Below are 14,687 nucleotides of genomic sequence, written 5' to 3'. Positions count from 1 at the left end.
TTCGGCCAGCGTGGTTTAACGGGGCGCCTGAGATCAAGATCAAAAGCAGATCAAGATCAAGAGCGGCTCGCTTCGCATCGTGGTTACGGTTGGGCGCTGCTGAGTTGTGTAGATACCTATGTCCCGATAGCCGCACCGGGATACCCCGCCTGCCCCTAATCCCCACCGCCATGATTTCTCTGAAAAACCTCTTCCCCCATCGCCGCAATCTGCCCCTCGATCAACGCTTCAAAAGGCTTGAGCAACGTCTCGAACGATGCCGGCGCTTCCAGTACCTGCAACGCCTGCGCGATCGCTTCGACCGTCGACAAGGCGCCAGGTCCCGGCGCCTTGCGCAAGCGATACCGGGAGACGCCGCCATTGGCCAGCGTCACCCGAGGCAATGCCGCCAGCAACGGGTTCAGATGCAGCAACTTGCGCGCCTTGCGCCAGGTGCCGTCGGGCACCACCAGCAACAGCGGCTGATGGTCTTGTGCGTAGGCTTGCAGGGGTTGGGCATCATCGGCCGGAAACAACAGCCGCGCCTGATAGCCGGGCGGGTTCAACAGGGTCGCCAGGTCATCGAACACCTCCCCCACCACCCACTGCGCATTGTTCAACCCCAACGCCGCCAGCCGCGCGGTATTGAGCGCGTGGTTGACCTCGCTCGGATGCTGCAGCAGCAACACACGGGTGCGACTGTCGAGACGCGGAATCAGCGGGCACAGGCAGTGGCTGACGGGCCTGAGACAACGGGAACACTGGGGTCTGGACATGTTTTTCAGGCCTGGTTGAGCTGGGCTTTAAGTAAATCGCGAAACGTCTGGATCAGCGGCTCGCGGCCTCGCCCCCGGCGCATGATCATCGAAAACGGCGCCTGGTAGCCGAAGGTGGCCGGCAGCAGTACGCGCAGGTCGCCCTTGTCGGCCCAGGCCTGGGCGTAGTGCTCGGGCAGGTAGCCGATATAGGCGCCGGACAACACCAAAATCAGCTGCGCCTCCATGCTTTCCACGGTGGCCGCGCTGTGCTTGAAGCCATGGCGCGCGAGTTCGGCCTGGCTCCAGTAACCACGCCCGACCATACGTTGCTGGGTGATGACCTGCTCGGGGATACGCCGCTCGTTGAACAACGGGTGCCGGGTGCTGCAATACAGCCAGTGCTGCTCACGGTACAGCGGCATGTAGATCAGCCCGCTCATGCGGTTGGAAAACGCGCCGATGGCCAGGTCCAGGCGATTGTCCTGTACCCCCAGTTGCAGTTCATAAGGGCTCATGACCGACAGATGCAAATGGACTGCCGGGTGTTCGAGGCTGTAGGCACCGATCACCTCAGCGAACGGCAGCGCTTTGTCGCTGACCGTGGAGTCGAGCACACCGAGCTTGAGGGTGCCGCGCAATTCGCCCTTCAACGCGGCGGCATATTGTTCGAAGCCTTCCAGTTCGCCCAGTAAACGCAAGGTCTCCTGATAAAACAGCTCGCCCTTGCTGGTCAGGCTGAAACCCCCACGCCCACGATGGCACAGCACCAGGCCCAACGCCGATTCCAGCTGGCTCATATAGGTGCTGATGGCTGACGTCGACAGGTTGAGTGCGTGCTGCGCGTTGGCGAACCCCTGGTGTCGCACAACGCTGACGAAGATGCGCAGCAGTTTCAGGTCGGGCAAGGCGTTGGCCATCAAATCTCCGCGGGCTCTCTCATTTGAACCGAGTTTACCCCAGGCGTTAGTTTAGAAAAATCTGAACTAAGTATTTGCCTCTGCCGATTCTTCCCTGCCCCCGCTTTTTACAGAATCGGCCTCCTGATAAACACAGCAACGATGAGGCAATCCCGTGGACAAGATTTTCCACCAACCACTGGGCGGCAACGAAATGCCGCGCTTCGCCGGCATCGCCACCATGATGCGCCTGCCCCACCTGCAAACGGCCGAGGGCCTGGACGCGGCCTTTATCGGCGTGCCCTTGGACATCGGCACCTCGCTGCGCGCCGGCACCCGCTTCGGGCCTCGGGAAATTCGCGCCGAATCGGTGATGATCCGCCCGTACAACATGGCCACCGGCGCTGCGCCGTTCGATTCGCTGTCGGTTGCGGATATCGGCGACGTGGCGATCAATACCTTCAATCTCCTCGACGCCGTGCGCATCATCGAACACGCCTACGATGAAATCCTCGAGCACGACGTCATCCCCCTGACCCTGGGCGGCGATCACACCATCACCCTGCCGATCCTACGGGCGATTCACAAGAAACACGGCAAGGTCGGGCTGGTGCACATCGACGCCCACGCCGACGTCAACGACCATATGTTCGGCGAGAAAATCGCCCACGGCACTACCTTCCGCCGCGCCGTGGAAGAGGGTTTGCTCGACTGCGACCGTGTGGTGCAGATCGGCCTGCGCGCCCAGGGCTACACCGCTGAAGACTTCAACTGGAGCCGCAAGCAGGGCTTCCGCGTGGTCCAGGCCGAAGAGTGCTGGCATCACTCGCTCGCGCCGTTGATGGCCGAAGTGCGCGAAAAGGTCGGCGGCGGCCCCGTGTACCTGAGTTTCGACATCGATGGCATCGACCCGGCCTGGGCACCGGGCACCGGCACGCCGGAAATCGGTGGGCTGACCACCATCCAGGCGATCGAGATCATTCGTGGCTGCCAGGGCCTGGACCTGATTGGTTGTGATCTGGTGGAAGTTTCGCCGCCCTATGACACCACCGGCAACACCTCGCTGCTGGGTGCCAACCTGCTGTATGAAATGCTCTGTGTATTGCCCGGCGTGACGCGTCGCTGATCAGCGCGTACACGCCTTGAACAGAATAAAAAGCATGGCCGCATTCTGAAAAACCCGGGGACTTCCAAGGTCCCCAATCACCGATGTACCTGACCTTGGCTCGCGCGCTTGCCGAGCCGACTGCCGCCTGATCGTCCATAAAAAATATAATCGGAGAATCACCGTCATGGCTTTGGATCTATTTGTCGTCCTCATCTACGCCGCCGGCATGCTGGTGCTCGGCTACTACGGCATGCGCCGCGCCAAGACCCATGAAGACTATCTGGTGGCCGGGCGCAACCTGGGGCCATCGCTGTATATGGGCACCATGGCCGCCACGGTATTGGGCGGCGCCTCCACCGTCGGCACTGTGCGCCTGGGTTATGTGCACGGTATTTCCGGTTTCTGGCTGTGCGCCGCACTGGGCGCGGGGATCATTGTGCTGAACCTGTTCCTGGCCAGGCCGCTGTTGAAGCTGAAAATCTTCACCGTCACCCAGGTCCTGGAGAAACGCTACAACCCCATGGCTCGCCAGGCCAGCGCAGTGATCATGCTGGCTTACGCACTGATGATTGCAGTGACCTCGATCCTGGCCATCGGCACTGTGCTGCAAGTTCTGTTCGGCCTGCCGTTCTGGATCTCGGTGCTGCTGGGCGGTAGCGTGGTGGTGGTGTATTCGACCATCGGCGGCATGTGGTCGCTGACCCTGACCGATATCGTGCAGTTCGTGATCAAGACGGTTGGACTGATGTTCATTCTGTTGCCGATCTGCCTGTACCGCGTCGGCGGCTGGGATGAACTGGTGGCCAGGCTGCCGGCATCGAGTTTGAGCTTCACCGCGATCGGCTGGGACACGATCATTACCTACTTCATGATCTACTTCTTCGGCATCCTGATCGGCCAGGATATCTGGCAGCGCGTATTCACCGCTCGCGACGAAAAGGTTGCGCGGTACGCCGGCACCTTCGCCGGGTTCTATTGCATTGTTTATGGACTGGCATGCGCATTGATCGGCATGGCGGCGCATGTGCTGATCCCGGAACTGGATAACGCCAACAACGCGTTCGCGGCCATCGTCAAAGCCTCACTGCCGGACGGCATTCGCGGCCTGGTGATTGCCGCAGCCCTGGCGGCCATGATGTCCACGGCCAGCGCCGGCTTGCTCGCCGCCTCCACCGTGCTGACCGAAGACTTGTTGCCACGGTTGCGCAGCGGCAAGCAGTCGAGCCTGGGCGTCAACCGCTTGTTCACCCTGCTGACCGGCATCGCCGTGATCGGCATCGCACTGGTGGTGAACGATGTGATCAGCGCCCTGACCCTGGCCTATAACCTGCTGGTGGGCGGCATGCTGATCCCGCTGATCGGAGCAATCTTCTGGAAACGCGCGACCACCGCAGGGGCGATTACGTCAATGGCCCTGGGGTTCCTGACCGCGCTGGTATTTATGTTCAAGGACGGGCTGGATGCAAACACGCCGATTTATTACAGCCTCGCGGTCGCGTCGGTGAGTTTTGTGCTGGTGAGTGTGGTGTCGCGTAAACCGGGCGCCGTGGTGGCAGGCGTGGCTTGACCCCGTCCGGGCTTTAGAGCGGTTTCTTCAGCGGGTGCGACGGAAAATGTCACACCCGTTTTTTTGTACCTCAATGGTCAGACGTTCTGGCCAGGATGATCTCCTGAACCAAAGAGGCCCACACCAATCCCTGGGTAGCGCCGCCGGCATATGTGCCTCCGGCCGCGATTTGATGGTAGGCGGACCAATACACGATCGAAAGCCCATCTGAAGTACCCGGCCTCGCACATTCGATTATTTGCAGGTCACTCTTTTCGACGGCTCTGCGGTAAGACTGTGGAAAATGCCGAGCAATAGCAGCAAGGCACGCCGCGAGTACGTGCTCCTTATATTCGAGCGTTGATCCAGGCGGAACCTGCCCGCCGGAGACAAGAATGCAATCCCCGTCCAGGCGGCAATTCATAACACCGACGGGTAGATCGTATTGCAACTTGAGCCCGCGCATTTCGGCACCTTCATGTCCAATCGCGGGCAGTTTGAAAAACCAACCGATGATCGCGATCACGTTGGGTTCCTCTACACCCATGGCAGTGACAACGAAGTGATCTTTGCTCAGTTCACAAATGTGTTCCGACGTCAAAAGCCTGGACCGAAACTGAACCCCCGCACGTTGCAAAAGCCTCTCCAACTCCAGAATCAGATCGTCGAATGCCACCTCGTAGCCGGATACTTCTATAGCCCGGCCGACACCTTGAACGCCGTAACTTGCCTGGATTTGCGTTTGACTGATCTCTGCAACTTCACCTCCTGGCTTGCCGCTCGGCCAAGGACGGCGTTCGATATCGCGCTGTTCGCGTATCGCGCCTTCTACATCAGTGGTATCGCCTATATAGGCTCTTACAATCCGCGCGTGCGCAAAGGGTGCCAGCGACGGGTTGTCAGCCAGAAGTTTTTCAAACAATTCAATGCCTGCTCGGTTGCATTCAACGGCCAAATGCTGATTTCCGCAGAGCAGGTACTGATTATGGAGCGGCTTTGCCGTCGTCTCCGTCGCTGACAGGTGACGCATGTTCACCTGCTTGTGGCTGGCGCCATCGCTCTGCCGGTTGCGGCCGTATACGTCGACTTGATAATTGGCCAGGCGAAACATCACGGCTTGAAAAAGGCCGTTGATCCCTCTGCCGATGATCGACACGCGTGGCGCACCGGCCTCTATCTGCTGAACGGGAATCGCCAATGACTGTACAACTTTGCGCCTGGCAAGACCGTGCAAAGCCGTCAAGCTCAATTGGATTGCGACGGCATAGTCGAGATCGCACTGGCAGGCTTCTGCAGTTGCCGCCTGCGCCGTCAGCGTCGCCGGTTTGCGCCACGTGGAGACACTACAGCCGAGCTTTTGCGCGCGCATTCGAAACGCGTCCAATGTGACGAGCCCATAGTCCAATACAAGCTGGATGCCCTCGGCTTGCGCCAGGGCCTGCAAAGCGTCATCGCTGAACACGTCCGGTTTGGCGACGCAAACAACGCGAGCCTGTTTGTGCAGACATTGAATAAGGGCACGGTCAATACGACGGGTGGAGTCCTTAGTCAGAGATAAACACAGAGCGACTGCACGGGCCCCCTTCATCGCCTCGAACCAGTCGACTACAAATGACACCCGGCTGTTTTGGGAGACTTTTCTGCCAAGTGCCGAAGGGCAGCGGCTTAACACCTTAATTCGAACATCCGGGTCTCGATCAAGGAGTAACGTGACAAGTTCCTGGCCGACATTGCCATATCCCAGCACGCAGATGTCACGGGGTATCGAGCCATCGGCCAATGTCAGCCAGCGCGCAATATAAGCAGCGACATGCGGCGCGTTCACACCGGGCGTGTTGACCACTTGAATCCCTTTGGATGCGCACAGGTCCAGTCGAACCTTATCGAGGCTCGTCCCCCTGCGAATCAGATGCAGGTTTCCAAATGGGTGGGCTAAACGCCAGAGGTCTATGACGTCTGCATCCATGGCTTGGTCCCCAACAACGATTGTTGCTGGACGCAAAAGCCCAATCTGGGTGAGCAACGCCTGCTTGGTTATTGTCGGGGAGAGAAACACGATGTTGTCCGGAGCATCAGCTTTCCAGCCTCTGGAAACCGGCGCGATATGTAAAATGCTCTCGGTTGTGGCGATCAAGGATGCGGCGACGGGCGGAACGGGAAAGCGCGTCATGGCTTAGTCTCCAATAACTCTGACTTAGTAATGCCCCGAAGAGAGGTTTTATAAAGTTTGGAGTTACGGAAGCGGCCGTTCTCTATTCCTGGGTTTTGTTTGACCTTTCCACAAAAAATTGCAACAACCGATGAAATTCCGTAACGGAATTCAACCTACGCTCATCTTTTAAAATGAATAAGCCAGCCAATTCTGACGAGCGAGTAGCCCAATTCCGACATTTGAAGGCGAGAGATGTAAGGCGCTTTAACCGATCTTCGTGACTGCCACAAACGAAATATGGGAGCGAACCTGCTCGCGAATGCAGTAAACCAGTCAACTACTTATCGACTGACTCACCGCATCGCGAACAAGCCCGCTCCCACACGAATACCGGGTTGGCTGGGGATCAACGCCGACGTGGGCGGCGTTGCTCGTCATCGGTACGAATCGGCACCGGCTGCAGTGGAGGCTCGATCAAGCCCAGCGCAACGCCAAGGTCATGGAGCCAGGTTTGAATTTTCTCTTTCATGATTTGCCCCCTTTGAGGGTAATGCGGGTAGGCGCCTGTCTTGTCGCCCTTTCCTACACTGATAGTAGCCCTAAGTCCTATGTATTGCTTGCGCGAAACCACAACGAACTATTACTGAATGGATCAGAATCCTGTCGATTCGTTCAAGCAATCTCGCGCCTGTCTTGCACGCTCTCTGCCTGGCTCGCCTGCTGCAGCTCGATCCATGCATTGAGGTTAGCGCCGAGCATACCCTTTCGCCACATCAACCAAGTGGTGGCAGTGGCAAAAGGCCCAGTCAGCGGATGAACGGACACACTGTCCTTGCCCGGCAGGCTCTCGAGCATGGATTCGGACATCAACGCCACGCCTGAGCCGGCGATCACACAAGCCAGCATGCCCTGGTAGGACTCGATCTCGATGGCGCGACCCATGGCCACGCGCTCGTGGGAAAACCAGGTCTCCAGGCGGGTGCGATAGGCGCAACTGCGGCGGAACGTGAAAACCGAGCGGCCGGCCACGTCCTGAGGCCCGCGCACCGGCGGGTGATCGGCCTCGCAAATGATCACCAGGCGCTCTTCGCACAGCGGCACGCCGTCCAGCGTGGCAATCGTCAATGGACCATCCACCAGCGCCGCATCCAGCCGCCCGGTGATCAAGCCTTCGAGCAGTTCGCCGCTCGGCGCGGATTGCACCTGCAAATTCACCATCGGGTAGGCCTTGTGATAACGCGCCAATAGCCTGGGCAAGTGAATCGCCGCCGTGCTGTACATGCTGCCGAGGACAAAATCACCCGCCGGTTGCCCGCCCTGCACGGCGCCATGAGCTTCATCGTGCAGGGCCAGTAGACGGGTGCTGTAGTCCAGCAGCACTTTACCCGCAGGAGAAAGCTGCAAACGCTGGCGTTCACGCACAAACAGCTCGACGCCAAGCTGTTCTTCCATTTGCTTGAGCCGGGTCGACAGATTCGACGGCACACGGTGCAGGCGCTCGGCGGCGCGGGTGATGGAGCCCTCTTCCGCTACCGCCTGGAAGATGCGCAGTTGACTGAACTCCATAGACTTTCTCCAAAACTGAACAAGTTGCTCACTATTATTCATTTTTACAGAAAGTCAATCCGCTTTAGCCTGACGGTCTTCGCTTTCCCGCAGGACACGTGCACATGTCACCGCTGATTCGCTTAACCGCCAGCTTTGTCGCCCTGATGATGGCCATGGGCATCGGCCGCTTTGCCCTTACCCCGCAGATGCCGCATTTGCTCAGTGAAGGTCAGATCGACCTGACCGGCGCCGGGTTGATCGCGGCCGCCAATTACCTGGGTTACTTCGTCGGTGCGGTGGACTCGATCTTCGCCCGCAGTCATCACCATATTAAAGGGCGCTTGTACGGCGGGTTGTGGCTCTGCGTGCTGCTGACCCTGGCGTCCTGTTGGGCCCACGGCTTTTGGCCGCACCTGCTGCTGCGTTTCGGCACCGGAGTCGCCAGCGCCTGGGCCCTGGTGATGATTACCAGCCTGAGCCAGCCGCTGGCGATTGCCGCCGGCAGGCCACGCCTGGGAGCGCTGGTGTTCGCAGGACCTGGCCTGGGCATTGTGCTCACCGGGCTGCTGGCGCTGGGGTCCAACCTGTTGGGGCAAAGCTCCGCAACGCTGTGGTTGGTGTATGGCGCGGTGGCACTGGTGATGCTGCTGGCCATCCTGCCCTTCCTGCCGAAGCCGACCACGCTGGCTGCCCCCACCTCCAACGCGGGTAATAACGGCAGCATCGCGCACTTGGGCTGGATCTACTTCCTGTTCGGCCTGGGCTACATCATTCCAGCGACTTTCCTGTCGCAGATGGCCACTGCGCAGTTCAAGGGCGCCTGGCAAGCCGACTTGTTCTGGCCGTGCTTTGGCCTGGCCGCTGCGATGGGCGTGGTGATAGCCAGCCTGCGCCGCAAGGACCCGAACACCACCCGGCGCTGGCTGATGACCACGCTGTGGCTGCAGGCGGCCGGCGTATTCACGTGCCTGCTGGGCAATGCCTGGGGCCTGGCGCTGGGAGTATTGCTGTGCGGCGCACCGTTCCTGGCGTGCATGCAATTGGTCATGGCGCGCCTGCGCGAGATAGCGCCCCACGGCTATCAGCGCAGCACCGGCTTGTTGACGGCCAGCTTTGCCATCGGCCAATTGAGCGGGCCGCTGCTGGCCTCGGTGAGCAGCCACTTGAGCGGCGGCCTGCAACCGGCACTGGTGATTGCCGGTTGCGGCCTGTTGGTGGCCGGCGGTGTCGTGCTCAGCCAGCGACCAGAGGGGTCGGCAAGCGCACCTGCTCACGCCGTGCCAGCACCAGAAAAAACAGCCCTCCCAGGAAGCAGCCGGTAAACCAGGCGAAATTGGCCATGCCTTGCAACGCTGGCGTGAAGGTGATGGCGACGCCCATCAGCGTCGCCGGTACCAAGGCCTTGACCGCCGTCCAGTTCACCCCGCCGTCGAAGTAATAGCGTCCGCTCGGGCTGTCATCGAACAGCGCATCCACGTCGATCTGCTGCTTTTTGACCAGGTAAAAATCCACCAGCAGGATGCCGAACAGCGGCCCGATAAACGCGGCCAGGATGTCCAGGGTGTAGTGAATCATCAGCGGGTTATTGAACAGGTTCCACGGCGTGATAAAGATCGACGCCACGGCAGCGATCATTCCACCCGCACGCCAGCTGATTTTGCTCGGCGCAATGTTGGCGAAGTCGAACGCCGGCGAGACAAAGTTGGCGACGATATTGATGCCGATAGTGGCGGTCACGAACGCGAAGGCGCCCAGCAGCACGGCCATGCTGTTGTCGATGCGCGACACCGTGGCGATGGGGTCATGCAACATTTCGCCAAATACTGGCAGCGTGCCCGAGACGATCACCACGGTTACCAGGGAGAAGGCCAGGAAGTTCACCGGCAGGCCCCAGAAGTTGCCACGGCGCACGTCCTGCATGCTGCGGCAGTAGCGGCTGAAATCGCCAAAATTGAGGGTAGGCCCGGAGAAGTACGACACCACCAGCGCCGTCGCCACGATCACCTGGCCGAACGCCTGCCAGCCCGACAGCGACTTTTCCGCCAGGGTAAAGCTGATATTCGCCCAACCCGCTTTCCACACAATCCAGCCGGCCAGGGCAAACATCACCGCATACACCACCGGGCCTGCCCAGTCGATAAAGCGGCGGATGGATTCCATGCCGGCCCAGAACACAGCGGCCTGCAGCACCCACAACGTAAGAAAGCCGAACCAACCCAGGTACGACAAGCCGGCAAAGTGCGGCTCTGCATACACAGCCATCGACGGGAAAAAGCGCAGCACCACGATGATCAAGGCACTCGACGCCAGGTAGGTCTGAATGCCGTACCACGCAACCGCGATCAGGCCACGGATCACCGCAGGAATATTCGCACCAAAAACACCAAATGCCAGGCGGCAAATCACTGGATAAGGCACCGCCGCCTGCTGACTCGGCTTGGCCACCAGGTTGGCGATCAGTTGCACAATGCAAATGCCCGCGAGCAAGGCGATCAACACCTGCCAACTGGCCAGCCCCAGGGCGAACAGGCTGGCCGCGAACACGTAGCCGCCGACGCTGTGCACGTCGCTCATCCAGAAGGCGAAGATGTTGTACCAGGTCCATTTTTGCGGCAGTGGGCCCAGGTCCTGGTTATACAGCCGTGGGCTGTAGCCGTTGGGCAATTGGTCGGTCATCGCGGGACTCCTCGTAATATCGCCCTGCGTTGCCATAGCGATATGCATACGGTACGCAGTATGGGTTGTATACGAAGTAGTCAGCAGAATGCATGCCAATGGCACACAATGCCGGCGGAACGGCGCTCCAAAGACATTATTAAGGTTTAGATAGAACAGCTATGCGCAGCAACGGTGCAAGACAATCCTGTACACAATCACTGACGCACCCGTTGTGCACACAGGAAGCCGACTGTGCAACAGATCGCCGTGAGCACCGTCCCCCACGCCATGTCCATTACCGCCAGGCCGGCGGACCAGCCATGCAGCGTGGCCCAATTGCTCAGGTCGTAAGTGCCATAGGCCACCAACCCCAGCAATGCCCCCAAACGCGCGGCGCGTTGCCAGCTCGCGCTGGGCAAGACAACGAATATCACGCAACCGAGGACATACAGCAGATAGAACACGACGGCGGGCAACAGCCGGGGCTGATCGAGCATCAGCGAGCCGAGCAGGCTCTTATAGGTAGGTCCCATCAGGACGCCCAGCCAGAGGCCGTCCAGCACCAGGAAGGCGACCAGCGTACCGAGGTAGGCAAACAAGGTTTTCTTCGACATTTGAACATCCACTGTAGGAGCAAGCGTACTCCTACAGCAGAGCCGGCCGCACTCAGCTTAGTTCAATGCGATCGGCATGAATCACAATCTGCCCCTGCTTGTAGAGCGCACCAATGGCCTTTTTGAAGTTGCCTTTGCTCACGCCGAACAAGTTGCTGATGACGGCGGGATCGCTTTTATCACTGACCGGCAAGGTGCCGTTGTTGTCACGCAATTTGGCGAGGATCTTCGAGTTGAGGCTGGAAGCCGCTTCCTGGCCAACCGGCTGCAGGCTCAGGCTGATGTTGCCATCGGCGCGGATCTCTTTGATAAAGCCTTTCTCTTCCTTGCCCGGGCGCAGGAACTTGAACACTTCATTCTTGTGGATCAGGCCCCAGTGTTTGTTGTTGATGATCGCCTTGAAGCCCATGTCCGTGGCTTCGGCCACCAACAGGTCGACTTCCTGGCCCACCTGGTAATTGGCCGGCGTTTTGTCCAGGTAGCGATCAAGGCGCGCGGTGGCGGTGATGCGCCGGGTGTGCTTGTCGAGATAGACATGCACCACGCAGTATTCACCGGCGCTCAGCTGACGTTTTTCTTCCGAATAAGGCAGCAACAGATCCTTGGGCAGCCCCCAATCGAGGAACACACCGATGCTGTTGACTTCCACCACTTTCAAACTGGCAAATTCGCCCACTTGAACTTTGGGTTTTTCAGTGGTGGCGATAAGTTTGTCATCACTGTCCAGATAAATGAAAACGTTAAGCCAGTCTTCATCTTCACTGGGAATGTCCTTGGGGATATACCGATTAGGCAAGAGGATTTCACCGTCTTGCGCACCATCCAGGTACAAACCAAAGTTAGTGTGTTTAACCACTTGCAAGCTGTTGTAGCGCCCGACTAAAGCCATTTCCAGATACCCTCATTGCGTGGGCGGCATTCTACCCGAGTTGAGCCAGACACGCGCGCGCGCCTGAAAAATCCGCAGGCCGACGTGGCGCTGCAATGGCAGTGCCCCGCTCGTCTGATCAATCCTGCGAATTTTACCCGTCGCCAACACCGGTACGTCTCAAGCTTTCGAGTTAAAACAGTCAGTTAGCGGGTTATTGGGTTGATCAAGTTCGGTCTTTTGCAGAGGCGACATTTAATTCCCAGGGGATATTTGCCAAGCAATTGTCAAGTAATTCCTGTACGATGCCTGGCCAAGTTAATTTTCTACAGGTTAGTGGCCGCCATGCGCGTAAAAGCATCCAACAGCAAAGCAAAGCCAGCTCCCGCCGTTGAAACCAGCGAATCGATCAACAGCCAGATTGCTGCGTTCCTCAAGTCCGGTGGCGAAATCCAGCAAATTGCCAAGGGCGTGAGCGGCCAGACTTTCGGCCCGTCCAAGCAGATCAGCCTGGGCAAAAAGTAATACCCGCGCAACGCACCTGGTCCCTAAGCGTCTTGCCTTCAAGGCGCTAGGACTAGAGCCCGAAACGCCTTCGCAACACCTTGATCCTCACCCCAATCGACGAACGGGCCTCACCTGCGAGCTTTCGCCGGTATCCTTGCACACGTCTAGCACGGGCATCTGCCCATCTTTTTTCGTCACTGCTCCTCGCTTTTCATGGAGTGAAGCATGCTCAAATCCTGCATGTTACTGGTCAGCGCGCTTGCCGCGTGTCCGCTCGCCGAAGCGCAGATTTTCCAGCGCGAATTGGGTGACTTCGACCTGAAATTGGGTACCACCCCCAGCCGCACCATGGCCCAGGGCCTGGTCAAGCCGACCTCCCCCGGCAGCGACGCATTCCATGGCGGGCTGGACCTGAGTCACGACAGCGGCCTGTACTTCGGCCAGTTTTCACCGAACATGGGGTTGTCCTCGCCCAGCACCCTTGAAGTCGATTCCTATATGGGTTTCAAGCATCCCTTCGACCAGACCCTGGGCTACGAAGTGGGCTTGATTCACTACAGCTATCCCAAGGTCAGCCCCCTCGACAGCCAGGCGTTTTATGGTGGCCTGAACCTGCTGGGCAACCGTTTCGGCGTGTCTTTCAGCAACGACCCCGACCGCCAGGACAGCACGCTGTTTGCCGACCTCGGCGGCACCCAGCCTTTCGGCGTCGGCGTCAGCGTGAAGTACACCACCCATCAACTGGGCACGCCGGTGTCGGTGGAGAACGGCGCCATCAGCAGCTTCAGCGACTGGTCAGTGCAACTGTCCCGGGCCTGGAAGGGGGTCGACCTGGACCTGATCTACAGCGACTCCAGCCTCAGTGGCGGGAACTGCTCGGCCTACTCCGGACACAATTCGCAATGTGACGGTCTGTTGACCTTGAAGGCTGTCCGGTCGTTTTATTGATGGGCTGAACTGTCGCCCCTTGTGCAGGTTCACATGCATTAACCCCCAACCGTGCAAGGACCTGCCCATGTTGCGTCGGCTCAAATTTATGGTGTTATTGCTGACCCTGAGCCTGGTGCTCGCCGGCTGCAATCGCGTGGGCCTGGCCTACCGTAATCTTGACGTGATCATCCCCTGGACCCTCAACGACTACCTGGACATGAACGCCGGGCAGAAGAGCTGGTTCAATGACAAACTCAAGGAGCACCTGGCCTGGCACTGCACCACGCAACTGCCGGGTTACCTGGACTGGCTGGACCGCCTGCAACAGATGGTCGACGCCAATCAGGTCACCGACGCCGCCTTGCAGGCCCGCACTGTCGAAGCCAAACAGGCCATCGCCGAGATCGCGCGTGAAATCACCCCGTCTGCGGTGCACCTGCTGCAAGGTCTGGATGATCAGCAGGTCAAGGAGATGAACGACGCCCTGGCCAAAGACCTGCGCAAACGCCAGGACGAATACCTCAAGCCGCCGCTGGCCCAGCAGATCAAGGAGCGCGCCGAGCGCATGAGCAAGCGTCTGGACGCCTGGATCGGCCCACTCAGCGCCAGCCAGCAGCAGCGGGTGGTGGCCTGGTCCGAGGCATTGGGAGATCAGAACAACGAGTGGATCGGCAACCGCGCGCACTGGCAGGCGCAGTTCAGCGAGGCGCTGCAGCAACGCAACAGTCCCGGGTTCGCGCAGAAAATGCAGCAGTTACTGGTGGACCGGGAAAGCCTTTGGACCCCCGAGTACCGGGCGGCCTATGCACAGACCGAAGCGGCGGCGCGTAGTTTGATTGTGGATTTGATGGCGCAGAGCACTGAGCAACAACGCATGAAGCTGAGCCAGAAAATCGACAAAGTCCGTGACGATTTTCAGGCCCTCAAATGCCTCAAGGCTGCCTCTGCGTGATGTGGGAAAGGGCGTGCTTTCGATAGCAGCGCGCCTGACAAACCGCTATCGGGGTATAGGTATCTACACAACTCAGCAGCGCCCAACCGTAACCACGATGCGAAGCGAGTCGCTCTTGATCTGGCTTTTGATCTTGATCTCAGGCGCCCCGTTAAACCACGCTGGCCGAAC

The 14,687-nt window shown here is 59.1% G+C and carries 14 protein-coding genes; 6 read left to right on the top strand and 8 right to left on the bottom strand.

The features are described 5' to 3' along the window. Positions 1–155: 155 nt before the first annotated feature. Both BFP89_RS05285 and BFP89_RS05280 read right to left on the bottom strand, forming a co-directional pair. The gene (locus tag BFP89_RS05285; RefSeq protein ID WP_065884489.1) at positions 156–755 is read right to left on the bottom strand and encodes a tRNA-uridine aminocarboxypropyltransferase; all 600 of its coding nucleotides are present in this window, start codon (positions 753–755) and stop codon (positions 156–158) included. A 5-nt stretch (positions 756–760) separates the two neighbouring features. Then, a complete protein-coding gene (locus BFP89_RS05280; RefSeq protein WP_065884488.1) occupies positions 761–1,654 on the bottom strand; it encodes a LysR family transcriptional regulator in 894 nt (297 codons plus the stop codon). Between the two features lie 154 nt (positions 1,655–1,808). Here BFP89_RS05280 and speB point away from each other — a divergent pair, with 154 nt between their 5' ends. Both speB and BFP89_RS05270 read left to right on the top strand, forming a co-directional pair. Beyond that, positions 1,809–2,759, top strand: a complete 951-nt coding sequence (gene speB / locus BFP89_RS05275; RefSeq protein WP_065884487.1) for an agmatinase — start codon at positions 1,809–1,811, stop codon at positions 2,757–2,759. A gap of 166 nt (positions 2,760–2,925) precedes the next feature. Continuing rightward, positions 2,926–4,308 (top strand): sodium:solute symporter, encoded by a 1,383-nt coding sequence (locus BFP89_RS05270; protein WP_065884486.1) that lies wholly within the window; start codon positions 2,926–2,928, stop codon positions 4,306–4,308. 70 nt (positions 4,309–4,378) lie between these two features. On the opposite strand, the gene BFP89_RS05265 is transcribed toward BFP89_RS05270, so the two are convergent. From BFP89_RS05265 to BFP89_RS05260, 3 genes are all read right to left on the bottom strand, one after another. Beyond that, a complete protein-coding gene (locus BFP89_RS05265) occupies positions 4,379–6,457 on the bottom strand; it encodes an FAD-dependent oxidoreductase (RefSeq protein ID WP_065884485.1) in 2,079 nt (692 codons plus the stop codon). 388 nt (positions 6,458–6,845) lie between these two features. Further along, positions 6,846–6,968 (bottom strand): PA1414 family protein, encoded by a 123-nt coding sequence (locus BFP89_RS29250; RefSeq protein ID WP_017737772.1) that lies wholly within the window; start codon positions 6,966–6,968, stop codon positions 6,846–6,848. 143 nt (positions 6,969–7,111) lie between these two features. Beyond that, on the bottom strand, positions 7,112–8,005 hold the full coding sequence (locus tag BFP89_RS05260) for a putrescine utilization regulator PtrR (RefSeq protein ID WP_065884484.1): 894 nt from the start codon (positions 8,003–8,005) through the stop codon (positions 7,112–7,114). A 104-nt stretch (positions 8,006–8,109) separates the two neighbouring features. Here BFP89_RS05260 and BFP89_RS05255 point away from each other — a divergent pair, with 104 nt between their 5' ends. Further along, entirely contained in the window at positions 8,110–9,309 is a 1,200-nt protein-coding gene (locus tag BFP89_RS05255; protein WP_065884483.1) for an MFS transporter, read from the top strand. On the opposite strand, the gene BFP89_RS05250 is transcribed toward BFP89_RS05255, so the two are convergent. The 3 genes from BFP89_RS05250 to BFP89_RS05240 all read right to left on the bottom strand — a co-directional run bounded on the left by BFP89_RS05250 (position 9,221) and on the right by BFP89_RS05240 (position 12,148). After that, complete coding sequence (locus BFP89_RS05250) at positions 9,221–10,663, bottom strand: NCS1 family nucleobase:cation symporter-1 (RefSeq protein WP_065884482.1); 1,443 nt, start codon at positions 10,661–10,663, stop codon at positions 9,221–9,223. The genes BFP89_RS05255 and BFP89_RS05250 overlap by 89 nt on opposite strands. A gap of 197 nt (positions 10,664–10,860) precedes the next feature. Beyond that, the gene (locus tag BFP89_RS05245; protein ID WP_065884481.1) at positions 10,861–11,259 is read right to left on the bottom strand and encodes a DUF2177 family protein; all 399 of its coding nucleotides are present in this window, start codon (positions 11,257–11,259) and stop codon (positions 10,861–10,863) included. 52 nt (positions 11,260–11,311) lie between these two features. After that, positions 11,312–12,148, bottom strand: a complete 837-nt coding sequence (locus tag BFP89_RS05240) for a CvfB family protein (RefSeq protein WP_065884480.1) — start codon at positions 12,146–12,148, stop codon at positions 11,312–11,314. A gap of 324 nt (positions 12,149–12,472) precedes the next feature. Between BFP89_RS05240 and BFP89_RS05235 the strand changes: the two genes are divergently transcribed. The 3 genes from BFP89_RS05235 to BFP89_RS05225 all read left to right on the top strand — a co-directional run bounded on the left by BFP89_RS05235 (position 12,473) and on the right by BFP89_RS05225 (position 14,516). Continuing rightward, the gene (locus BFP89_RS05235) at positions 12,473–12,652 is read left to right on the top strand and encodes a hypothetical protein (protein WP_003193095.1); all 180 of its coding nucleotides are present in this window, start codon (positions 12,473–12,475) and stop codon (positions 12,650–12,652) included. 207 nt (positions 12,653–12,859) lie between these two features. Continuing rightward, complete coding sequence (locus tag BFP89_RS05230; RefSeq protein ID WP_065884479.1) at positions 12,860–13,582, top strand: TorF family putative porin; 723 nt, start codon at positions 12,860–12,862, stop codon at positions 13,580–13,582. Between the two features lie 67 nt (positions 13,583–13,649). Continuing rightward, complete coding sequence (locus tag BFP89_RS05225) at positions 13,650–14,516, top strand: DUF6279 family lipoprotein (protein ID WP_065884478.1); 867 nt, start codon at positions 13,650–13,652, stop codon at positions 14,514–14,516. Positions 14,517–14,687: the final 171 nt, after the last annotated feature.

Source organism: Pseudomonas sp. 31 R 17 (assembly GCF_900004915.1).
GTDB lineage: Bacteria > Pseudomonadota > Gammaproteobacteria > Pseudomonadales > Pseudomonadaceae > Aquipseudomonas > Aquipseudomonas orientalis_A.
Note: the sequence above shows the minus strand (reverse complement) of the source record. Positions and strands in the feature narration are given on the sequence as shown.